This window comes from Paenibacillus urinalis (assembly GCF_028747985.1).
Classification (GTDB): domain Bacteria; phylum Bacillota; class Bacilli; order Paenibacillales; family Paenibacillaceae; genus Paenibacillus; species Paenibacillus urinalis.
In genome coordinates, this window is sequence record NZ_CP118108.1 from 2,960,501 (window position 1) to 2,982,918 (window position 22,418).

Annotated in this window: 21 protein-coding genes and 2 pseudogenes; 8 read left to right on the plus strand and 15 right to left on the minus strand. The window is 43.1% G+C overall.

The annotated features are described in order from the left end of the window. Positions 1–187 precede the first annotated feature (187 nt). Positions 188–2,773, plus strand: a complete 2,586-nt coding sequence (locus PUW25_RS13685) for a glycosyl hydrolase (protein WP_274337201.1) — start codon at positions 188–190, stop codon at positions 2,771–2,773. Between the two features lie 177 nt (positions 2,774–2,950). Here the strand turns inward: PUW25_RS13685 and PUW25_RS13690 are convergent, their stop codons facing one another. From PUW25_RS13690 to PUW25_RS13725, 8 genes are all read right to left on the minus strand, one after another. Then, positions 2,951–5,251, minus strand: coding sequence for a heavy metal translocating P-type ATPase (locus PUW25_RS13690; protein WP_047911951.1), 2,301 nt, complete (start codon positions 5,249–5,251; stop codon positions 2,951–2,953). Between the two features lie 154 nt (positions 5,252–5,405). Beyond that, positions 5,406–6,140 (minus strand): type 1 glutamine amidotransferase, encoded by a 735-nt coding sequence (locus PUW25_RS13695; protein ID WP_238546375.1) that lies wholly within the window; start codon positions 6,138–6,140, stop codon positions 5,406–5,408. 220 nt (positions 6,141–6,360) lie between these two features. Further along, positions 6,361–7,140 carry an IclR family transcriptional regulator gene (locus tag PUW25_RS13700; protein ID WP_238546376.1) on the minus strand — a complete coding sequence of 260 codons (780 nt, stop codon included), beginning with the start codon at positions 7,138–7,140 and terminating at the stop codon, positions 6,361–6,363. A gap of 157 nt (positions 7,141–7,297) precedes the next feature. Then, positions 7,298–7,870 carry a DUF6609 family protein gene (locus tag PUW25_RS13705; RefSeq protein ID WP_274337202.1) on the minus strand — a complete coding sequence of 191 codons (573 nt, stop codon included), beginning with the start codon at positions 7,868–7,870 and terminating at the stop codon, positions 7,298–7,300. A 244-nt stretch (positions 7,871–8,114) separates the two neighbouring features. Beyond that, positions 8,115–8,945: a manganese catalase gene (locus PUW25_RS13710; RefSeq protein WP_047911955.1), complete on the minus strand. Its 831-nt coding sequence runs from the start codon at positions 8,943–8,945 to the stop codon at positions 8,115–8,117. 87 nt (positions 8,946–9,032) lie between these two features. Then, positions 9,033–9,665, minus strand: a complete 633-nt coding sequence (locus tag PUW25_RS13715; RefSeq protein ID WP_047911956.1) for a LysE family translocator — start codon at positions 9,663–9,665, stop codon at positions 9,033–9,035. Between the two features lie 114 nt (positions 9,666–9,779). Further along, positions 9,780–10,226, minus strand: a complete 447-nt coding sequence (locus tag PUW25_RS13720) for a VOC family protein (RefSeq protein WP_047911957.1) — start codon at positions 10,224–10,226, stop codon at positions 9,780–9,782. A 75-nt stretch (positions 10,227–10,301) separates the two neighbouring features. Continuing rightward, positions 10,302–11,054 carry an alpha/beta hydrolase gene (locus tag PUW25_RS13725; RefSeq protein ID WP_047911958.1) on the minus strand — a complete coding sequence of 251 codons (753 nt, stop codon included), beginning with the start codon at positions 11,052–11,054 and terminating at the stop codon, positions 10,302–10,304. Positions 11,055–11,188: 134 nt separating this feature from the next. Between PUW25_RS13725 and PUW25_RS13730 the strand changes: the two genes are divergently transcribed. Further along, positions 11,189–11,668, plus strand: a complete 480-nt coding sequence (locus PUW25_RS13730; protein WP_047911959.1) for a hypothetical protein — start codon at positions 11,189–11,191, stop codon at positions 11,666–11,668. Between the two features lie 89 nt (positions 11,669–11,757). Here the strand turns inward: PUW25_RS13730 and PUW25_RS13735 are convergent, their stop codons facing one another. Together PUW25_RS13735 and PUW25_RS13740 are read right to left on the minus strand one after the other, a co-directional pair. Beyond that, positions 11,758–13,080: an NAD(P)-binding domain-containing protein gene (locus tag PUW25_RS13735; RefSeq protein ID WP_081872474.1), complete on the minus strand. Its 1,323-nt coding sequence runs from the start codon at positions 13,078–13,080 to the stop codon at positions 11,758–11,760. A gap of 66 nt (positions 13,081–13,146) precedes the next feature. Continuing rightward, positions 13,147–13,482, minus strand: a complete 336-nt coding sequence (locus PUW25_RS13740) for an ArsR/SmtB family transcription factor (RefSeq protein ID WP_370510355.1) — start codon at positions 13,480–13,482, stop codon at positions 13,147–13,149. 243 nt (positions 13,483–13,725) lie between these two features. On the opposite strand from PUW25_RS13740, the gene PUW25_RS13745 reads away from it, so the two are divergent. From PUW25_RS13745 to arsC, 3 genes and pseudogenes are all read left to right on the plus strand, one after another. Then, positions 13,726–14,043, plus strand: coding sequence for an ArsR/SmtB family transcription factor (locus PUW25_RS13745; RefSeq protein ID WP_047911960.1), 318 nt, complete (start codon positions 13,726–13,728; stop codon positions 14,041–14,043). A 14-nt stretch (positions 14,044–14,057) separates the two neighbouring features. Next, a pseudogene (locus tag PUW25_RS13750) lies at positions 14,058–15,349 on the plus strand (arsenic transporter). Between the two features lie 40 nt (positions 15,350–15,389). Beyond that, positions 15,390–15,813: pseudogene (arsC, locus tag PUW25_RS13755) on the plus strand (arsenate reductase (thioredoxin)). 1 nt (position 15,814) lies between these two features. On the opposite strand, the gene PUW25_RS13760 reads toward arsC, so the two are convergent. Beyond that, positions 15,815–16,357: a hypothetical protein gene (locus tag PUW25_RS13760; RefSeq protein ID WP_152557727.1), complete on the minus strand. Its 543-nt coding sequence runs from the start codon at positions 16,355–16,357 to the stop codon at positions 15,815–15,817. Between the two features lie 124 nt (positions 16,358–16,481). Further along, complete coding sequence (locus PUW25_RS13765; protein ID WP_047911963.1) at positions 16,482–17,120, minus strand: nitroreductase family protein; 639 nt, start codon at positions 17,118–17,120, stop codon at positions 16,482–16,484. A 120-nt stretch (positions 17,121–17,240) separates the two neighbouring features. Between PUW25_RS13765 and PUW25_RS13770 the strand changes: the two genes are divergently transcribed. Further along, entirely contained in the window at positions 17,241–17,600 is a 360-nt protein-coding gene (locus PUW25_RS13770; protein ID WP_047911964.1) for a MerR family transcriptional regulator, read from the plus strand. Positions 17,601–17,660: 60 nt separating this feature from the next. Here PUW25_RS13770 and PUW25_RS13775 read toward each other — a convergent pair whose 3' ends face one another. Beyond that, complete coding sequence (locus PUW25_RS13775; protein ID WP_338000031.1) at positions 17,661–18,866, minus strand: MFS transporter; 1,206 nt, start codon at positions 18,864–18,866, stop codon at positions 17,661–17,663. Between the two features lie 158 nt (positions 18,867–19,024). Between PUW25_RS13775 and PUW25_RS13780 the strand changes: the two genes are divergently transcribed. Further along, positions 19,025–19,840, plus strand: coding sequence for a MerR family transcriptional regulator (locus tag PUW25_RS13780; protein WP_274337203.1), 816 nt, complete (start codon positions 19,025–19,027; stop codon positions 19,838–19,840). A gap of 69 nt (positions 19,841–19,909) precedes the next feature. Here the strand turns inward: PUW25_RS13780 and PUW25_RS13785 are convergent, their stop codons facing one another. Continuing rightward, a complete protein-coding gene (locus PUW25_RS13785) occupies positions 19,910–21,103 on the minus strand; it encodes a YhgE/Pip domain-containing protein (RefSeq protein ID WP_274337204.1) in 1,194 nt (397 codons plus the stop codon). A gap of 135 nt (positions 21,104–21,238) precedes the next feature. On the opposite strand from PUW25_RS13785, the gene PUW25_RS13790 reads away from it, so the two are divergent. Continuing rightward, complete coding sequence (locus PUW25_RS13790) at positions 21,239–21,916, plus strand: TetR/AcrR family transcriptional regulator (protein ID WP_420799952.1); 678 nt, start codon at positions 21,239–21,241, stop codon at positions 21,914–21,916. A gap of 98 nt (positions 21,917–22,014) precedes the next feature. Here the strand turns inward: PUW25_RS13790 and PUW25_RS13795 are convergent, their stop codons facing one another. Beyond that, positions 22,015–22,377: a DUF423 domain-containing protein gene (locus PUW25_RS13795; RefSeq protein ID WP_152557636.1), complete on the minus strand. Its 363-nt coding sequence runs from the start codon at positions 22,375–22,377 to the stop codon at positions 22,015–22,017. Positions 22,378–22,418 lie beyond the last annotated feature (41 nt).

Genomic DNA, 22,418 nt, shown 5'->3' on the forward strand with positions numbered 1-22,418 from the left:
CTTATTTTAGGGGAATGAAGTCGAATGCAGTACACTTGATATAGATAGGCGAATTTGAGTTTCTCAAAATAACAAAATCAGAATATTTACAATTAATGGCAATCATGTTATCTTTACTTTGAAAGCGCAACCATGACCGAGCAGAGTATCCATTCTTCATCATATTTTATATGGAGGGAAGATGTTAATGGTACAATTGTTCAAAAAGTCAAGCGCAATACTGATGGTATTCGCTCTGCTCGTAGGGTTAGTAACAGTCCCTGCTCAAGCAGACGACGCCCCACTCTTGACTATCGAAAGTGAAGATGCTCAGCTCAGTTCTGATCTTCAAGTGGTCACGGAAATCTACGGCCAGCCTAAGCCTGGATACACAGGAGATGGATTTGTCTGGATGCAGGGTTCCGGGACGATTACCTTCAACGTGACTGTCCCAGAAACAGGCATGTATGAAGTTTCATCACGGTATATGCAGGAGGTAAGTCCTGACGGCAGGCAACAATCACTCGCGGTAAATGGGGTTACAAAATCAACTTTTATGCTGCCCTATGCGACTACTTGGTCCGATTACAATTATGGATTTTTCAAACTAAATCAAGGCAGCAATACGATTCAACTGAAGGCCGGCTGGGGATTTGCATATTTCGATTCCTTCACTGTAGATCATGCTGATCTTGATCCCCTGGATGTACAGCCTGTCCTCACAGATACTCAAGCGACACCTGAGACTCAGCTTCTTATGAATTACTTAACTGAAGTGTATGGTAACCATATTATCTCGGGTCAGCAGGAGATCTATGGAGGCGGTAATGACGGCGATTATGAGCTCGAATTTGAATGGATCCATGATCTAACGGGCAAGTATCCAGCCATTCGCGGCTTTGACTTTATGAACTATAATCCACTGTACGGCTGGGAAGACGGCACGACTGATCGGATGATCGACTGGGTAAACAATCGAGGCGGTATTGCGACAGCCGCTTGGCATATCAATGTACCCAAGAATTTCACGACCTATCAGCTTGGGCAGGCTGTAGATTGGAAGGATGCCACCTATAAGCCATCCGAAACCAATTTCAATACAGCAAATGCGGTCATACCTGGTACGAAAGAGTATCAATACGTCATGATGACGATTGAGGATCTGGCGGAGCAGCTGCTAATCTTGCAGGATAACAATGTACCCGTTCTATTCCGTCCTTATCATGAGGCCGAAGGAAACGGAGGCTTGAATGGAGAAGGTGCATGGTTCTGGTGGGCTTCAGCAGGTGCAGAAGTATACAAAGATCTATGGGATCTGCTCTATACCGAACTAACTGAAACGTACGACTTGCACAACTTGATCTGGACTTATAACAGCTATGTGTACAGTACATCTCCCGCATGGTATCCAGGAGATGATCAGGTCGATCTTGTAGGCTACGATAAATACAATACGGTCTACAATCGCGATGACGGATTGTCCGGCGTTCCGAACGAGGACGCCATTACTTCAATTTTCTATAAGCTGGTTGATCTGACGAATGGAACAAAGATGGTGGCCATGACCGAGAATGATACCGTTCCGAGCTTACAGAATTTAGTTGAGGAAAAATCCGGCTGGCTCTACTTCTGTCCATGGTATGGTGAGCATCTGATGAGTTCTGCCTTCAACTATCCTGCCACACTGACAACTCTATATCAAAGTGATTATGTCATTACGTTAGATGAGCTTCCGAATCTGCAATCCAATAATCCAACTCCAAATGCATCCCTATCACCCTCCAACATTGAATTCGACAAGTATACACCTAATCAGAGTGACCAAACCATCATCCTAAATTCAAACAGCCATACGTTAACTGCGATCCGTATGGGCACTCAGGCACTCACCCCGAGCCAGGACTATACCTTAAGCGGTAACACACTTGTACTCAAAAAAGAATTCTTGTCACAGATGCAAGTTGGCGAACATACCTTCACATTTGATTTCAGTCAAGGTCAAGATCCTACACTTAAAGTTAAGGTCGTCAATTCAACACCGAGTGCTGCGTCAATCTCACCCGTAAATACCACATTCGATAAAGCAGCCAATCTTCAGCAAAACATTACAATTGCTCTTTCCTTGAATGGACTACAGCTCATCAGTATTAATAATAGCAGTTATGCGCTTATATCCGGTCAGGATTATACGGTGACAGGCTCTTCTGTCGTTTTGAACAAATCCTATCTGTCCACTCTGCCGCTTGGCCAGAGTACGATCAACTTCCAATTCAGCGGAGGTGGTCAAGCCATCCTTACCGTGAATATTGCTGACAGCGGCGTAACCGTTCCCTCCCCTGACGGGGCCATCACGATTCAAGCTTATAATGGCAACACAAGTACATCTACCAACGGAATCTCGCCTAAATTCAAAGTAGTTAACTCGGGGACTTCCGACATTTCATTGAGTGATGTCAAGATTCGGTATTACTACACCATTGACGGGGAACAAGGGCAGAGCTTCTGGTCTGATTGGTCCAGCGTAGGAAGTGCTAATGTGAGCAGTGCTTTCGTTAAACTGACGACTCCGGTTTCCGGGGCTGATCATTACTTGGAGATTAGTTTCTCTAGTGCGGCTGGAACATTAAGCCCCGGTCAGAGTGCAGAAGTTCAAACACGCTTCTCTAAAAACAACTGGTCCAATTACACGCAATCGAACGACTACTCCTTTAATGCGACCAGCACACAATATGTAAATAGCAATCAAGTTACTGGATATTTGAACAATCAGCTTAGCTGGGGCATTGAACCGTAATTCTATAGAAACAAGGGCCGGAACAGGTTCTGACCTATCTCCAGCCCTTGTTCTGTATTCAGCTTCGCATGGTCTTCTATATAGGCTTGTTATTCCATAATTGCACTTCGATATATCTTTTTCTTCTATTTAAAATGAAAGAGCAGCAACTTTTGTTCAAATGAGGCAGCAGCATTTTCACAGCTTCAATTTCTGGAGACGCAGGGAATTCAGCACAACCGAAACAGAGCTGAACGCCATCGCTGCACCAGCCAGCCACGGTGCTAAGAGACCCATAGCAGCAATGGGAATGCCCACTACATTATAGGCAAGCGCCCAAAATAGATTTTGCTTGATATTACGCATCGTGCTTTTACTTAATTGGATCGCGTCAGCAACTTGATTCAGATCTCCGCGCATCAATATAACTTCTGCTGCTTCTGCGGCTATTCCCGTACTAGTGCCTACAGATATGCCTACATCAGAGACAGCAAGTGCAGGCCCATCATTAATCCCGTCTCCTACCATAGCTACCTGATGTCCCAATTGCTGCAGTCTCTTTACTTCTGCCGCTTTCTCCTCGGGGAGGACATTTGCAGTGACTTTGGAGATTCCTACCTGACTCGCAACAGCCAGAGCCGTACGCTCATTGTCTCCCGTCATTAATACCACTTCAATCCCCATTGCTTGAAGACGGCTGACGGCCTGTGCAGAGGTTTCTTTCACGGTATCAGCGACAGCGACCATTCCTGCCCATTGATTATTGATTGCCACGAGCAGCACCGTTTTCCCTTGACCTTCAAGCTCAGACATTTGAACCCCTGCTTCAGCAGGAATCCGTACCTTCGCATCCGTAAGCAGCCGCCGCGTTCCCACAAGAATGTCCTGGCTGTAACCGCGGGCGCGAACGCCGTACCCCGGCATATTCTCAAACCGCTCTGGTTTAAGCAGAATTTTAATGCCCCTGTCTTCTATCCCTTCCGTTATGGCTTGAGCAATGGGATGCTCCGAGCTGAGCTCCGCAATTCCTACTCGTTTCAACATTTCGTTCGAGGACCAGTCCTGCGAAGTAATTACATCGGTCAACATCGGTTTCCCGTGAGTGACGGTTCCGGTTTTATCTAATATCACGGTCTGAATATAACCTGCATTCTCAAGGTGCTCCCCACCTTTAAACAGGATACCGAATTCAGCTGCACGACCCGAACCAGCCATGATGGATGTCGGAGTCGCTAGACCCAGTGCGCATGGACAGGCGATGACCAATACAGCAATTGCTTTTTCCAGAGCAGTACTCAAGCTGCCTGTGCTCTCAAATAATAATGAAAATAAAAATGTAATCGCAGCCAGACTAATAACGACAGGCACGAATATTCCTGATAAGGTATCTGCAACACGCTGGATGGGAGCCTTTGATCCCTGAGCCTGCTCGACAATGTGAATGATCCTTGCCAAGGCGCTGTCAGCTCCTACTTGTGTCGCACGTATAACGAGACGACCATTGATGTTAAGTGTTGCTCCAGCAACAGTGTCGCCAAGCTTCTTGTCCACTGGCAGACTCTCTCCGGTTAACATGGATTCATCTACCGAGGAAGCTCCCTCTTCCACGATTCCATCCACAGGAATCTTCTCGCCTGGCTTTACAAGAACAAGATCATTGGTATGGACATGTTCAGAGGGGATTTCAATAATCTTGCCATTTCGAACGACTCTTGCCGTTTGCGGAGCTAACTGCATCAAACTGCGGATGGACCTTACAGCTCTTCCTCTAGCCAGAGCCTCCAGCCATTTGCCGAACAAAATTAACGTAATCAGCACTGCACTTGTTTCAAAATAAAGCTGGAGTGGAGCTTGTCCGGCCCCATCTACCGCCTGGTGAATATGACCCAGCACCCCCCCGGTACTGGTCATCAAAATAAGATACACACTATAAAAATAAGCCGAGCTTGTCCCAAGGGCGACCAGTACATCCATATTGGCACTTCGGTTTTTCAACGCTTTACACGCACCTTTATAGAAAGTCGCGCCAAAATAGAACTGTACCGGCGTTGCCAATAACCATTGAACAATAGGAATGAATAACACGTCAGGGACACCTATTCCAGAGGTGAACGAAAAATGGGAAACCATGGACCACAATAAGGGAAAAGAGAGTATCGCTGACAAGATCCACTTCCATTTTTTTCGTTGTAGTTCCCGTTCTCTCAGTACAAGAGATTCTTCATCTGTTGTTTGAATGTACGCCTCATATCCAAATTGCCTGATCTGATGGATAAGATCTGAAGCTTGTAGTGCTCCTGATACGAACTCAACCTGTCCTGATTCTAAAGTAAGGTTCACATTTACTCGCTTCACTCCGGGAAGCTTGCTGAGGCCTTTTTCGATTCGAGCTGAGCATGCGGCACACGACATCCCTGTTATTTTTAGATTCGCTTGCTGATAAGTATGGTCTGTTAATTTATCGTTCGTTGAATAGTGATTATTCGAAAGTGGGTCCATAAGATATAGCGCTCTCCTTCACTAAACGTTATCCTCTACATATCATACGTTGTACTCTCGATTCTCATGATTGCTATCTTAGGGTCAAAAAAAGCCTCCAAACCTACACTTTTCATAGGTTAAGAGGCCTCTCCATAAATCGACTTCTTCGTCATTATGATGAAAGCACGCTTTCGTCTGCGCTTTCTGATATGCTCAACGCAATTTGATCCAATATTCCCTTCAGCAGCCTGTTCGCAGGTTCACTATGATTCATCCCTTCGCGAATTCCTGCATCCTGCTGAATAAATGATAAATCGATCAGTTCATGTGACCATCTGGACAGCATTTCCTCGATGCAATCGGGTGTTGACTCTAAGTGAAACTGCAAGGCCAAGACATGATCACCATAGGCAAATGCTTGCTGACCGCAAGCTTCCGAGTACATCAGATGTCTGGCACCTTCAGGCATTGAGAAGGTATCACCATGCCATGAAAAAGAAATAAAATGTTCCGGAAGCTGAGCCAGCCAAGGATGACGTTCCTTATTTCTGTAGATTTGATGCCATCCAATCTCCTTATTTGCTCCAATCGGAGATACCGTTCCTCCCAAGATTTCTGCGATCATCTGTGCTCCCAAACATATCCCAAGCACCTTCTTCCCCGCTTCAATGACATCTCTTACAAAGTGCTTCTCTTGAATAAGCCAAGGGTATTCCGTTTCCTGGTAGATACTCATGGGTCCCCCTTGAATAACGAGCAGGTCTAACGAGTGAAGCCATTCCGGCGGTATCCCGTTGGCAGGGTCATGTACGATCAGATCATGCCCAGCTTGTTTGGACCACGACACGATTACGGATGGATCATCAAATGAAAAATGACGGAAAACAATGATGTTCAATAGGCTCACCTCGAATGATATGAATAATTCTATAGTATCTCAAATAGGGAGGATATCAACGCCATTATCCCACATAGTGAGATAATATTGAGAAATATTGAGTATTGTTTATGTCTATCCCGAATAATGAGATAAATAAAACAGAAAAAGACCCTCGTCATTAAATGACAGGGGTCTGCTACAATTTAAGAAAAGGTTATCCTTCATAGGATGTCAATTCACCTGGAGATCATTGAAGGTTACGTCCGCGATACCCAAGCTCGTTAGATATGAGGGCTGCATATTTTCGAGCCATACTTGAATATTTACCAATACTCTCTTCACTGAAACGAATCGAAGGACCTGCCACATTCAAAGACCCGATAACTGTATTCTCGTAGGAAAAGATCGGGACTCCAATTCCTGTGGTCCCTTCTGTTGCCTCATTCGTCGTCATTGCATATCCTTGCTGTTTAATTGCTGTAAGCTCCTGATCAATATAGGCTCGGGACAGCGGCTTCAACGAAGGGACGTCATCCCAATCAAACGAATCCAGCAGTGACTTCTGCAGTTCAGGCTTTAGGAAGGCTAATATCACTCTATTCGATGCTCCAATAAATAATGGCAAGCGCAGCCCTATTGGTTCCGATATTTTCAGAACTTGCGGTGAGTCCACTGAATCAATGTAGATCCCTTCCGCATTCTCACGAACGGATAAGTATACGGTTTCCTTAGTACGCTTCGATAGCTCCTCCATGAACGGTCTTGCAATCGTGCGCAGCATCAAACTATCCCACATGAGAAAGCCATACTTCATCAGAGACAGGCCCAGTTTATACCGTTTCGTTTTCTCATTTTGCGACACAAAACCATGCTCAGTAAGAGAGGAGAGTAATCGATGTGCACTCTGTATCGGCATATTCAACGCTTTACTGATCTCCGTTACACTCATCTCTTTTTCGGTACCCTGAGGAAGTAACAGGTCCAAGATTTGCACTACTTTGTTAATAACGCCAGACAATCCGTTCACATCTCCTCGTCTAGAACTTTGCCATGATTATATCATATCAAGGGTAGAACGATTCTGTTCAGGAACGAATAGACGACGGCTAATCTGTCTATGTACTTCTGCTTGAAGGAAACTACTTATGTCTCCAATACTATAATCCTAGATGCTGCTACTTTTGTTATGCTGAAAGCTGATGTGCCCTGCTCTGACGGCTTGGCTTGGAATAGAATAATAGATATAGTCCTACTCCTAGCTTGGCGAGGCCATCTGCTATTCCAAAGTAGAAAAAGGGTATCGATTCGAGAACCATCCCCGCTATTGCAATCACGGTGCCCATCGAACCGATGACAAGCATCGACTTCCCGTGGACATAATAAAACAGGAAGAAATGAATACCTGTTGCCAGAAGCGTGCCCAGCCAGATCATCCGCCAATCCAAGCTAGGGAAAAAAGGCCCTGCGATCAAGAACATCAGCACGAATAAAGAGATAACACCGATATTTCCCATTCGATCCTGAAAAGGGGTGCTGGGACCCTCAGCTAATCTGTGCTGAACTCTCGCATTAAAAAACGAAATATAGAAACCGATGAAATAACCGATCATAAAGATGAAAGGATTTAAATAAAAGGAACCGCCAAATATTGTCGATGCGATGATGACAGAGCCGATGATGGCCAGCCATAATCCACAGACCTTCTTGTAGTTGAATTGCAAGGGAACAGTACGATCATATCCTAGTTTTTGAAACATATCCGCCTCCTAATGATAGAATGTTAAATAGATTGATGATGTCTAACTAGATCTTAGACCCCAACAAGATTTAATTCTTCACATGATCACACGATCCTGCCATGAACTAGCATATTTAACATACTCATGATGTAAATGTCGTTTTGTATCCATTCTTCAGTAAGTTGATTAACAAAAAAACCTTACAATTGCAAGGATGCATGCAACTGTAAGGCTTGTTAATTCGTTAATTATCAGATTAAAGTTAGTTTTGTGGATCCAGATCATGATGAATGGATTCTGGTGGAACAGCAGGTTTATATACTTGGCCTTTAGCTACCGGTTCTGCTACATAGACAAAGTTACCTGTTCCGTCAGGAGCGCTGCCCGTAGCCCACAGTCCTTCGGAGGATTCATTGCCTTCAGACAGATTCCAGAATTCATAAGCTTCTGGCTGTGATTCCAATTCTGCTTCCGGAGGGAAGGTAGCTGGAACGACAACTCCGTTTTTCTCCTCCAGCTCTTGAATGGCTGCCATCCATTGATATTGGTGATAGCGATCACGTGCCAGCATCTTTCGGAACGTTGCACGAACCCCTTCATCCGTTGTCATATGGTATAGTCTCGCCACTTGAAGTCTGCCTTGGCTTTCTGCATGGAGGTTAGAACGCATATCTGCGAGCAAATTGCCGCTGGCTACAATGTAAGACCCATTCCAAGGTACACCATTTGAATTACTTGGTAGTCCACCAAGACCACTAACGAGCAAATGCTGCGGGTTCACCCCGCCCATAATCGCTGCGGTCACTGGATCTTTTGCCGCCTCATCCTGTGCCTCTGGAGAAGAACCATCAAGCAACTGACTGATCAATGCACAGAGCATTTCAACATGTCCAATTTCTTCGGTACCGATGTCCATCAGCATATCCTTGTACTTCTCTTCACCACGGCAATTAAAGCCCTGGAATAAATACTGCATCATGACCGTCATTTCTCCAAACTGACCACCAAGTACTTCTTGAACCTGACGTGCCAGCATCGGATCTGGACGATCAACCTTAACTTCAAACTGCAATTCTTTCTGATGACGGAACATCATATCACTCCTAATCTAAAAGGTTTTTTACAATTTTCTAATTTGTAATTAAACCGATAGATCAGAATTAAACACACTCTAAAAATGCTAGAAGAATAAAACCTTGACGGCTTGCACACCAAAATGTACACCAAAGCCGATTAAAAATAGTCCTGATATGATAGATATCCCTCTTAGCAGAGGAGCACTCAGCACTTTGCGAAAAAAACTCGATGTTGCAGCAACTGTAACATCCCACACAAGGATCCCAGCGACAATGGCCAGGCTGAGCAGTACAATCTGCGAAGTGCTCTTGGCCGCTGTTTCCTGTGCGAGTACGGAGCCAAATATGCCGAGCCAAAACAAAATGGACATCGGATTAAACAAGGACATCCAAAATCCAGATCGAAATGATCTGCCCAGCGGCTCCCTCTCTGATGCTTCCGACTCCTTGATTTGACCGCTGCTCAGCAGACTTTCCACTCCGGTATAGACTAATACAAAGAAGCCGAATAACCATAGAAATGTCTGAACAAATGGAGTATCCAGAAAATGAACCACACCCAAATACACGAGCAGCATGTAGACCACGTCTGCCAGCACAGCCCCGAGTCCGAATACCCAGGAGTGAAAGAATCCCCGCCGAATCCCAATATTTAATTGAGCTGCATTCAGAGGGCCAATGGGAGCGGCGAGCGACAAACCAAGCAGCATATAGGCAATATAAGCACTTGTTAACATATGCCTCCTCCTTAGATAGCAACAATACATCGATATATCCTATTCGCAGAAGGAGGCTTGTACGACTATTTTATTTTAAAAACCGTATATGGCAGTTAACATCAAGTAATGCGCTTAATCAGAAGTTAGTTCTCCCTTTTTTTCCTCCCACAGCCTAATTCGTTCTTCATGACTAACCTCTTTATATACCTGATGCAGCATCCATACATAACCAAAAGGATCTGTAAAAATAGCATTCGCTATTCCATAGTCAGGCAGCTCCGTTACCGGCTGAATTTCTGTACAGCCTAATTCCATCGCCTTGGTATAAGTCTCTTCAATATTAGGGACGGTGACATTTACCCAGCTGGTTTGAGGATGCTCAGGAGTTGGTGCAATGAGATGAAATTGCGGGTTCTCATCCAACAGATGAAACCGGACGCCATATAGAGTAAACACCACCTCATTTTCACCTCGAGGAAGCTTAGAAGCTTCCACAAGCTCAATATCGAATATACCCTTGTACATCTCCAGTGCTTTTAAACTGTCGGTTACGACCATATCCAGTTCTACTCCAACCATCGTCTACACGCTCCTAATCTAAATTTATTCATCTTATCATTTTCCCTAATCCTATTTTAATGTATACAACGCTCGCTAATCCGCATTGGGACCCGGGTATGCAAATCTCATTCCACTCGGGAAATACTTATTGAAATATTGGTGACTGTGAATACCTTCTGGATCGGTCTCCAGCATAATATGATCCGTTCCACTAGGAACTTTATCTTGTAAGATGTGATAGACCTTCTTCGTATTCGGGACCATGTACTGCTGCAGATTATCCCGCCCTACCCCCTCCGTCTCACCAACATACATATACATGCGCACATCATTCTGAGTCAAGGTACTGCTCTCTACAAACGCAACAAACCTATCATACCAAAGCGAAGCTGACATCATAATGAATCGTCCAAAGTAGTCCGGCTCTTGAAAAGCAGCGTACAGCGATATCAACGCCCCGAGTGATCCTCCCGTAATTCCAATCTGGGATGCATCCTCTGTAATTCGATACCGTTCCCTCGCGTAAGGAAGTACTCTCTCTGTCACAAAGTCCAAGTACTGATCCCCTTCTCCTGCGAAGACCTCACCTTCCTGCAGAGGCTCTGCCTCCCATGGGGTATATTCGCAATCGCGTCTGCTTGGCTCAATCCCAATAAAGAGTACCTCTTGCGTAGCACCGCTTGCAAAATCTGCCTCTAATTCCTCCATCGAATCTACAAACAAATAGCTGCCATCCTGGACAATTACAGCGGGAAACAAATCCGCATTGTTGTCATCATAAGACGGTGGTGTATAGATATAAATGTTCCTGTTCTCAATCTGGTATGTAGTCAGCTTCCCCCGCATTAATCCCATCTCCTTGTATACTTTTTGCTCTATTTAGTATATCAAACAGCAGGAGTTAGCACGAGATATGTACATTTATCGATTATCCTAAATATGGTAATATACTTTTAACCGATCCAGAGAGGAGCCAATTCATGAAAAAATCCAGTATAGTAATGCTCACTGCACTACTCACAATGTTATTCATCTCCGCATGCGCTAATTCGAATGTTCCGAGCGCAGCTGAAGTGGCAGAGAAATATAAGCTTGCTGAATTGGAAAGCCCACAAATTAATGAGGTTACGGAGCAAGTCATATCCGAAAAATATGAGGCAATGGAGCCTCTAACAACGGAAGTGTTCTATGAAAGATCAGTTCGTTCCCGAGTATTTATCCGTGGCTCTCAATTAGCAGAGCTGAAAGAAAGTGAGGTCCGATTGACCGACCTTGAATTTACCGAAAGAAACGCAGCAGATACACAGATTGAACTGAATTATACAGGGACGGTCTCATTAGCAGAAGAATCACTAGATCTCGAAGGTACCATCTATTTGCTAAAGGAGGCTGATGAATGGAAAGTGAATAACGACGTTTATAACGTAGAGGATATTTTAAATATTTTAATGAAACATTGAAGAGACCAAGGTTAATGATCTCTCTTCATTCTAAACTTCTTCTCTCTTAGTCAGCTTTGCATTTCTTACATGTAATATACGTAAGTCCATTAAGAATTTCTACATACTCCTGTTTCAGGTAGGACTAATTCAACTTTTTCTGCTGCCTCGTAATCTCCTACGAGTGCAGCGGTAATGGATCTTACCTGTTCATAACCTGTTGTCATTAGAAAGGTTGGGGCTCTGCCATAACTCTTAGCTCCTACAATGTAAAAATTAGATTCTGGTTGGCGCAGCGCTCGTTCACCATGAGGTCTAACTGTTCCGCAGCTGTGTATATTGGGATCAATGAGTGGAGCTAACGCACGAACACTTTCTATAGAACTATCCATGTCCAATCTTATTTCTCTTAGAAAACTCAGGTCTGGACGAGAGCCCGTACTGATGATGATCTCATCGACGGAGTTCACCCTGCTCTCCTGTCCATGTCGCACTCCAGATATCGATATTTGATCTGCAGAGTATTGGAATCTTTCAATTTGAAATGAAGAAAATACTTCTATTTTCCCGGAAGCTACAAACTGCTGCAATTGAGTTCCCAAAGCTCCCCGTGCAGCCAAACCATCATTTTCTTGACCTCCATATACTTCACTTACATTATCTTTTCTCAGAATCCAAGTAATTCGGGTTGAGGGCTCCAACTCTTGCAGACTTTGCAGATCTAAGAGTGCATTAATGGCTGAATGACCACTACCCACAACGAGCACATGTTTACCCGCATATCGATTACGGTGAACATTGAATATATCTGGAATACCGTAGAACATCTTGTGTTGTATATTCAGCTCGCTATCTGTCCAGTTTCCTTCGGATACTGCGGGATTAGGTGACCCCCATGTTCCTGAAGCATCGATTACGGCTCTAGCTTCGACCACCTTACGAGTATCATTTTCTTGGATATGTAGGACAAAAGGGAAATTATCACGCCCTGCCGTTTTTATTTTACTTAACCCTTTTCGGCTCACGGCAGTGACTATAGTGTTTAGATGAATGTAAGGCTTTATTTCTGGTAGATCGGACAAAGGAATAAGATACTGTTCTAACAGCTGTGCTCCAGTAGGAAGCTCTTCTTCACCTGGCTCGGTCCAGCCGCTTACATCTAATAATTGCTTCGCTGCTTTATCTATGTTGTACTTCCAAGGCGAAAATAAACGAACATGACTCCATGTTGTTACATTTCCCCCGACTTGTTGAGCTGACTCAAATAAAATAAAAGGCTGGTTTTTTGAAACCAGATGTGCTGCAGCAGCTAGACCAATCGGTCCCGCTCCAATAATAGCCACAGGAAGCTCGCTGTTCTTATTAACATACTCCATAGGTGAATTCTTAGCTACTACCGTATTAATTTTTAAGCTATTACAACAATTACTCATGTTAAAACCCTCCTTATTCAAGTTAAATCAATTTTTTTTGATTAATTAATGAAAAGTAAAAGCGATTCAACAGCAATCGCCTCTTTGTTCCTCTACATTTCGGAATATGCAGCACAGTTCCGGTGATAAAAGATTGTTTACTTCCGTACTATTTAATTCATAATAGCTCCAGGTTCCCTTGGTTTCACGCTTAATCAGCCCCGCATCTAATAGTATCTTTAAATGGTATGACAGCTTGGATTGCTGCATATCAAAGATCTCGGTTAGATCACATACACAGGTATTACCTCTCTGTGTAAGTACATACATAATCTTCAGCCTTTTCTGATCCGCCAATGCTTTGAACTTGGCTTCATATGTAGAAAAATCAATTGGGTGCTCGTTGGTTTCGGGAAACTTAATATCCAATCCCCCACCTCCTTATCTCTTATTTTATATCTTATATCTTATATCAAAATAACTTGATTTATACACACACTTTATCACTTGAGAAATACAGATGTCAATAATTCATCAAAAAATCTTGATTTATTAAATTTAACATAATCATTTGATTATATAACTGTTTACTTATATTCAATCCTATGTATAATTAACAAAGTCATGACGAATACAAGATGAAATTGATCGTGAGGTGGAATACATTTGTCTCAAGACATAGAAGCGATAGCCAACACTTTGAAATTGCTCTCTGATGGAACTAGGTTAACGATCTTGGCACTTCTCAAGGAAAAAGAATTATGTGTGTGTGATCTGGTCGATCTTCTGCAAACGACACAGCCCAATGTAAGTCAGCACCTAAGAAAGCTGAAGAACGGAGGACTTGTAACGGAGACCAAAAGGAAGCAATGGGTTTATTATTCACTCAATATGGATGAAAAGCCTTACCTACAGGGGATATTGGATGAGATGCCTTCAATGAAGGAGCAAATCGATCAGCTGGATCCTGATTGTTGCCGGTAGCTAAGGAGGAAATGATGTTATTGACAGCAAGCCTTATATTTCTGGTTACTCTTGTTTTTGTAATATGGCAGCCTAAAGGATTAAACATCGGTTATTCTGCCATGGGTGGTGCGGTCTTAGCACTGATGTGCGGCATTGTGAGTCTGCAGGATGTTTGGGATGTGACCGGCATCGTCTGGAATGCGACGCTTGCCTTCGTGGCCATTATACTGATCTCCCTAGTTCTGGATGAGATCGGGTTCTTTGAATGGGCTGCCCTTCATATGGCCCGCTTCTCCAATGGAAATGGAAGAGTGTTGTTTATCTATGTGATCTTGCTTGGAGCTGCGGTTGCTGCATTTTTTGCCAATGATGGAGCAGCCCTTATCTTAACTCCGATTGTGTTAGCTATGGTTAGAGCCTTGAAGTTCAATGATCGAATGATCTTACCTTTCATCATGGCCAGCGGATTTATTTCAGATACTGCATCCCTTCCTCTAATCGTCAGTAACTTAGTAAATATCGTTTCGGCGGATTTCTTCGGCATTGGTTTTGTCGAGTATGCTAGCAGAATGATCGTACCGACATTGTTCTCCATTGGCAGCAGCTTGCTCGTATTATTCCTGCTATTTCGAAAGAGCATTCCCAAAACGGTAGATCTGCAACAGCTTAAGCATCCAAGAGAAGCCATTAAAGATCCGCGTATGTTTAAGTTATCTTGGATCATTCTTGCGCTGCTGCTCGCTGCTTACCTGCTGAGTGAATTTATCAATGTCCCTGTATCCATCATGGCTGGAGTTGCTGCAATTGTATTTATTGTACGAGCTAGATACAGTCCGGTAGTCAACGTTCAATCGGTCATTCAAGGAGCGCCATGGTCGATTGTGTTATTCTCGATCGGCATGTACGTGGTTGTATATGGTCTCCGTAATGTAGGTTTGACGGATGAGCTTGCCCACCTCTTCCAATGGCTTGCGGATCAAGGACTACTTACAGCCACGATCGGTGCTGGTTTTGTAGCCGCCTTGCTCTCTTCCGTAATGAATAACATGCCAACGGTCATGATTGATGCTCTAGCGATTCAAGCAACCAACACACAAGGTGTATTAAGAGAAGCTCTCATCTATGCCAATGTCATTGGTTCGGATCTCGGCCCAAAAATTACGCCTATCGGTTCGCTCGCTACCCTCTTATGGCTGCATGTGCTGGCTAGGAAGAACGTCAAAAAACATGGGGATATTATTTCAAGGTTGGAATTGTACTTACCTTGCCGGTACTCTTAATTACCTTATTCGGCCTCTACCTATGGCTGACCCTAATTTATTGATTGCAAATATACAAATGAAGATTACCAAAGGAGAATGAACATGGAGAAAAAACTCGTATACTTTTTATGTACAGGAAATTCTTGTCGCAGCCAAATGGCCGATGGATTCTTGAAGGAGCTTGGCGGTGACAAGTATGAAGTGAAAAGCGCCGGATTAGAAGCTCACGGTCTTAATCCTAGAGCTGTGCAAGTGATGAATGAAGCAGGAATTGACATCACTAGTCACTCTTCGGATGTGATTGATCCAGCTATCCTTAACCGTGCTGATTATGTCATAACGTTATGCGGTCACGCAGATGAGCATTGTCCGGTAATATCCAATCCAGAGGTTATCAAATGGCATTGGGGATTTGAGGATCCGGCAAAAGCGACAGGAACGAAAGAGGATATCATGAGCGAGTTTCAGATCTGTCCGTGATGACATTAAAGCACGCATTCAAAGTTTTGTGGAGTCTGGCCATTAACTTATTCCTCTTCCATGGGTGGGCGATGTCCAAACTCTATCTTGGATGGTAAATTCATCGAATGTATTGATTTAGGGAATAGATCTGGTGTTCTTACAGTAAGGATATATCCATTTATGATGTCCGTAAGCATGTGAATCTCTGCAGGACTGTAGGTTTCCAGCTCCGAGGTTGAAATAATCACATCCTTATTAAATATTTGAGATAATCTGGTCGCTAGTCGATGCTGATGATCTTCAGTTAAACCATTGAACTCCTGCACCAGAATTTCTAGTTCATCATCACTATCGGTAGACTGGGCAAGATGAGATTGTACCGACATTTGAGAAGGAGTCAGTGATTGGATCGCAAAGACTTCAATGATATCATCCATTTCATACTGCAGAGAGTTCCCTTCTTCTGTATCTATGAACAAGCAGTGATCATTCATATGTTTGGAAACGCCACGGACAAGTTCATTATGATCTTTGACTCTAATGACAACAGAGCGTTCCTCTCTAACGGTCATCTCAATAAATTCTCGTTTGTTCATCATTCTAACCACAGGGGTTGCCACCTCTCGAAGAAATCAATTGTCAAATGTTGTAATTCTATGTTGTCACTCAACAATCCTGCACCCGGGAATAAGGCTGCTGAATCATCAGCAGCCTTATTTTGCATATCAGAGGTTATGCCCAAAATGTAATCTTCTCGGCATCTAATCGAATGGATTCATATCCCTCCTCTTTGGCCTTACCCATGGAGATGATCATGACCGGAACATAACGCTCCTCATCTAATTCAAACTCTCGGGCTAACCGATCTGCTTCAAAGCCTGCCATTGGATTGGTATCATATCCATGTGCGCGGGCGACTAACATAAGCTGCATGGCAAAGAGGCTGCTGTCTATTTTCGCAATTTCCACTTTCATTTCTTTTGTCAGTGTTGGAAAAATCGACGATATGGTTTCAAGCTGCCGATCTCGCACATCCGCAGGCATTAATCCTTGTTCTACTGCTGTGTTGTATATTTCTTCTGCATATAAATAACTTGATGTGTCTCCAAAAATTAATAGCATCGCTGAAGAGGTACTATTCTGAAGTGTATTAAATCGAACTAAGGGTGTAAGCTTATTCTTCCCTTCCAGAGTGTCCACGACGACGACTCGCCATGGCTGCATATTAGCTGAGGAAGGAGCCAGGCTGGCTTCAGATATTATTTCAGTAATCTCTTCTCTCGGAATTTTATAATGCTCATCATAATTGCGAACTGAACGACGTCCCTTCACGATATCCGTGAAATCATTACTTTGAATATAGTTGAACATATGACTCTCTCCTTCGTGATAACGTTAGATTTTTTTGACATTTGATATGCCGTTCGTTATCATGATCACATTATGAGCTATGAACCTAGGTTTATAGCAAGAAGTTAAAGAGGGATCATTATGAGAATAAATGAGGTTTCGAAATTAACGGGTCTGCCGATATCTACCTTAAGATTTTATGAGCGCAAGCAGCTGATTCCGGGCAGCTATATGTATAGAGATATACATAATTACCGTGTATATTCAGAGGAAATTGTGGAGTATCTGAACGATGTGAAGGCACTGCTATCTGCGGATTTTTCTATAGAAGAGCTGAGCCTGCTAGTTAATGACGAGATTAACCTATCATATGAGGACAAGCTTAAGCTCGTTAAGCAAAAGGTCAAAGAAATCAATGACCTTAAGAATCAATTGAACCGGTCTGAGCAATATTTGAAAACGATCTTGGAAGGTACAGCAAAGTTTCACAAAGAGTGCTGAGACCGTGGAAGCTCCTCAAAAATGCAAAAAAGCGCGGGATCGTTCCCGCGCTTTTTTGGGTCATACATTACTCACAACATCATCCTTCATCGGATTGGTCTTTAAGCGAAGTGTAAAAATGACACAGGATAAGGTGATTCCGGCGGCCAGGAAGTAGGTACCCATAAGATCTAAATGATTCACAATAAATCCAGAGGATGCACTTCCGAGCAGCATACCTCCCATCATGAGCGGAATCATAATGCCATTCGTTCTTCCAATATACTCTTCCTTGATTTCTTGGATCATCATCGCACTGAAGGTGACCTGAAAGAAAGCGGTCGCCACACCGGAGAGTATTCTCGCGCTTGCTGTAACCAGCGGCCATACAGAGAGGACTTCAACCACGGTAATGAAAGCCCATATAGCCATTGTGACGGATATAATGACTCTGCGGTGACGGCTGATTTTCGCTGCTAATACAGCTGCGATGGCTCCCCCGACCAGCATGCCCACACCTTCCGATGCTGCAAACCACTGGACGTTCTCTTTAGGCAGTCCCAAGCGCTCCATGGTTACGAACACATCCAGCGGCTGCGTTATCCCCCACCCAAGACCCGATATGAGGAACATAATTGCAATGAGCTTCAAATTTGTGTTGCTCATTACATACGCAAAACCTTCTTTGATATCTTTTAGCGGTGAGGTCTTACTCACTCGTTCGGTTCGGCTCGATGACGGCAGGAATAGTTGAATAATGGCCGCTATTGTAAAGATAATAATCAATGCAGTAATGGAAGACGTAATTCCCAGCTGCGTATACACAAACGTTCCAAGCATCGGTCCGAAAATGGTGAACATAGCCATAAGACTCTGATTAAATCCAACAGCTGTACCCACCAATTCATTCGGAATGTGCTTTTTAAATAATACGGCAGATGAAGGCTGTGAGAACTGACTGACAATCGCCGAGACAACGGTAGCTGCAAATACCGCCTGCCATACCCCGATGGAAACCAGATATAGGATGGCTAACATGGATAAAGCACTTAACGTGTCGCCTAATATTACTGTTTTCTTGGGATTCCAGCGATCTGCAAAGGTACCACCAATCAGGGAGAAAATGAAGATCGGTAAGTACTCTAAGGCAGTTAGCAGTGAAACCGCGGTCGGATTATTGTTCGTTTGGTCCATGATGTAAAAAAGTAGTGCCATATTGCGAATCCATATCCCCATCTGCTGTAGCAGATCCGCTGACAGCACGATAAGAAATACTCTGTTTTTCATTAAAGAATTCATACTCCACCTCTAACTACCTTCTCTTCTAAGTTGTGAAATCATCACACTATACTAAACCATAAACTATCGGGTAACCCTATAGTCAAGTGCCCTGCTGATCTTTATAATTAGAGATGAATAATTGTAAATCCAAAGGAGTTGCCCCGTTGTCAAAAATTCAGAATAAATATTTTACCACTAGTGAGATTGCTAAAATCTGCGGCGTCACCAAGCATACCTTGTTTCACTATGATGAAATTGGACTGTTGAAGCCTGAATACGTTCATACGAACGGGTACCGTTATTACTCCATTCTGCAATGCTATACCCTTGATATTATTGATGTATTAAAGAAGACAGGGAGTTCTCTGAAGGAGATCAAGACATTCTTGCACAATCAAAGTACAGATCAGTTCGTTCATCTTATACAGCAAAAACAGAAGGATCTCAAGATCGAGCTCCAAAGGATGCTGCAAATGGAAAATTTGTTGGAAGATGCTCTGCATATGACGGAAAAAGCGAAAAAGGGACTTAGAAACATACCGGTTGAAGAGTATTGTGAGGAAGAATATTATATTGCCACTAGTATAGAGGAAAATAGTGATATAGACTTCGCCTTAAAATTAAGCGAGCATCGTAAATATTGTGAAGATCATTATATTATTCATTCATTTTCAGCCTGGACCATTATGCAGAGAGAGACATTTATATCAGGGAACTATTATCCGAATTATGTTGCGAACAAGATCCAGGAGCCGATTCCAGGAGAGAAGACCATCATTAAACCGAAAGGCTTATATGCCGTTATGGATCATGTTGGGTCTTATGAAACCATGAATACGACATATTCGAGGTTAAAAGAGTTTATAACGAGTCAAAACAGGAGGATAACGGGACAGGTATATGAGGAGGATCTGTTAAACTATGTTACCGAAAAGGATCATAACAACTTCATCATTCGAATTTCAGTCGGTATTTCTTAATAAAATCGGGCAATTTAACAGTGGAACAGGTGAACCAGTACGAATCCTGGTTCACCTGTTCTTGTGAAATCAATTTGCGGCCTCTGCGGTTTGATGTTCGTGATCTTTTTGTACTTTCACTGCTCTTACTGCTGTAGCAAGTATCACTAGCATGCTTACGATTCCAATCCACACAAGGACCGATAGATCAGAATTCCAGCTGAGCCCTTGACCAAAGAATAGTATTGGTCGAAGTCCTTCTACCATAAAGCGCATCGGCAGCCAGGAGTAAATGTAATCGTGATAGAACGGAGACAGCATTTCAGGTGCGAGTGACAATAAAGGTGCCCCGAAGAACAGTAATAAGGCAAATATGGCAATTCCCTTAAACCCGACTAAAGACATGACAGCCAATATCATTAACAAGTAACTTAGGGCAGTAATGGATAAAAATATGGCGGTATCATAGAAATCTGGAATATTTAATCCAACCATACCATCAACAATCCAAGTTAGACCGAACCCAATCACCAGCGCTGCAACAACTCCAATTAAGATCTGTCCGATTTTTAGCATGAGACTTTCTTTCTTCGTACGCAGCAGCATTTTGCTAGAAGCCATAAAAATAATGGCAGCCGTAGCTAAACTTCCTATCCACAAGGGCTGAAAGAGAGATACAGGAGCATTACCATTCGCGCTGTTTTGACCAACTTCATTTACATTGATCACATTCTTGACAATTGGCATTGCTAGTAGTGATGCCTGTTCTGGTGTCAATGTCTGACCTTGTGCTTCAAACCCTTCAAGTATTTGATTGCGAACATTTACGTTCATGTTGTCAATGATTCCACTCAATATTTGACTCGCTGCCGTGGATGCCGCCATATGCATTCCTTGATTAATATAGATCTGCACCTCAGGAGATGAAGGCTCGGGTGACTGTAAAGATACTTGTTTGGCACTAAAGTCCTGAGGAATGACTAAGGCTGCATAATATTGCTGCTGATCTAATCCCTGCTGAACCGCGTCTGCATCCGTTACTTCTATCCATTGAACTGGAGAATCCTCTTCTGTACTTGTCGATTTCTGAACATTGTCAACGATGGTTTGCCCCATATTCATCTGAGGTTGACCTGGAACCTCCACTCCTTCGTCCTCATTAACAATGGCAATAGGTAAATTTTTGGCTTGTGGCTGAACCGTCGGAAATAATGTCAGTGAAAAAATAAACACAACAACCAACGCAATGACTGGTGCCATGATAAGAAGTTTGTTCTTGAACATAGGATTGAAATCCTCTCACTTTCCGTATAATATAGCTCCAGATAAACAACATGTTGTTTATCTGGAGCTTATTATAGCTGGAGAATGATCTGAATCCAATAATCAGAATTAGAAGATGCGTCGGTTAAAGTACACATGATAAAAAAGTGTTGGGTAGGAGGAAGGAACTTGAGTAATCAGAACATGGATCTGCGTGTTATTCGTACAAAAGAATCTATTCGAGAAGCATTAATTGAGTTAATGGAGGATAAAGGCTTTGAAGCCATTACTGTAAAAGATATAACCACAAAGGCAAGAATCAACCGAGGAACCTTCTATGCTCATTATCAGGATAAGTTTGACTTAATGAGAAAATGTCAGGAAGAGCTTATGCATGAATTGGGATATTTGGCGGAAGAGAAATTCCCGGATATCGTTACCGAAATGAAGACCACTCCACAATTGCCTCTTACGATCGCTGTTTCCATTTTTAAATGTTTGCATAGAAACAAGCGGTTTATGAGAGCTGTTTTAAGTCCAAAAGGAGATCTGACCTTCCAAACCACACTGAAGCAGTTTATGTGGAACAAAATATTCGGAAACAGTTCACACCCTCTAATCAAAGAAGAGAATCTACTTGTTCCAGCTCCCTATTTAGCTTCATACATCGCCTCTGCCCACATTGGAGTGATCCAGCAATGGCTGAATAGTGAAGGAGAAGAATCTCCTGAACAAATGGCTCAAATCCTATCCACAATTACCATTAATGGTCCGTTTTATGCAGCCGGTTTAAAAAATAACGGTGTCGATTCAACATCAGCGCATAAATATTAGGCGCTTGAATCTTCGAACAAAAAAAGGAAAGTACACTAATAAAATAGGTACTTTCCTAATTGATGATATATGATATCTTATTGCAACTTCTTCATTCTCTACATTACGCCAATAGCAACAAGGATCCAGGCGACGATAAAGGAAAGCCCGCCCAGTGGTGTAATGGGACCGAGAATTCGGATCTTTTTCAGACTGAGTATGTATAAGCTTCCGGAAAACAACAGAATTCCAACCGCCATCAACCACCCTGCTGTTATGAGCAGTCCTGCTTCCGGATACTGACCCGCCAGAATTCCCACTATGATGATCGCTAACGCATGAATTAGATGATACTGGACACCGGTTTCGTATACTTTCTGTTTCCCCTCTTCGAATTTACTCTTAAGTAGGTGCGCACCAAATGCACCCAGAGCCACGGCTATAACCATCAGTATACTTCCAAGTACAATCAATATTTGCACTTAAGTTCATCTCCTCTAATGATTTCAACAACAATGTCCTG

Bases quoted from the DNA above. Each gene is read 5' to 3' on its own strand.
- PUW25_RS13785 (WP_274337204.1), bottom strand. From the start codon at position 21,103: ATGTTCAAGAACAAACTTCTTATCATGGCACCAGTCATTGCGTTGGTT.
- PUW25_RS13710 (WP_047911955.1), bottom strand. From the start codon at position 8,945: ATGTTCCGTCATCAGAAAGAATTGCAGTTTGAAGTTAAGGTTGATCGT.
- PUW25_RS13775 (WP_338000031.1), bottom strand. From the start codon at position 18,866: ATGAAAAACAGAGTATTTCTTATCGTGCTGTCAGCGGATCTGCTACAG.
- PUW25_RS13690 (WP_047911951.1), bottom strand. From the start codon at position 5,251: ATGGACCCACTTTCGAATAATCACTATTCAACGAACGATAAATTAACA.
- PUW25_RS13735 (WP_081872474.1), bottom strand. From the start codon at position 13,080: ATGAGTAATTGTTGTAATAGCTTAAAAATTAATACGGTAGTAGCTAAG.
- PUW25_RS13770 (WP_047911964.1), top strand. From the start codon at position 17,241: ATGAGAATAAATGAGGTTTCGAAATTAACGGGTCTGCCGATATCTACC.
- PUW25_RS13790 (WP_420799952.1), top strand. From the start codon at position 21,239: ATGATAAAAAAGTGTTGGGTAGGAGGAAGGAACTTGAGTAATCAGAAC.
- PUW25_RS13685 (WP_274337201.1), top strand. From the start codon at position 188: ATGGTACAATTGTTCAAAAAGTCAAGCGCAATACTGATGGTATTCGCT.
- PUW25_RS13715 (WP_047911956.1), bottom strand. From the start codon at position 9,665: ATGTTAACAAGTGCTTATATTGCCTATATGCTGCTTGGTTTGTCGCTC.
- PUW25_RS13730 (WP_047911959.1), top strand. From the start codon at position 11,189: ATGAAAAAATCCAGTATAGTAATGCTCACTGCACTACTCACAATGTTA.
- PUW25_RS13720 (WP_047911957.1), bottom strand. From the start codon at position 10,226: ATGGTTGGAGTAGAACTGGATATGGTCGTAACCGACAGTTTAAAAGCA.
- PUW25_RS13705 (WP_274337202.1), bottom strand. From the start codon at position 7,870: ATGTTTCAAAAACTAGGATATGATCGTACTGTTCCCTTGCAATTCAAC.
- PUW25_RS13765 (WP_047911963.1), bottom strand. From the start codon at position 17,120: ATGTTCAACTATATTCAAAGTAATGATTTCACGGATATCGTGAAGGGA.
- PUW25_RS13725 (WP_047911958.1), bottom strand. From the start codon at position 11,054: ATGCGGGGGAAGCTGACTACATACCAGATTGAGAACAGGAACATTTAT.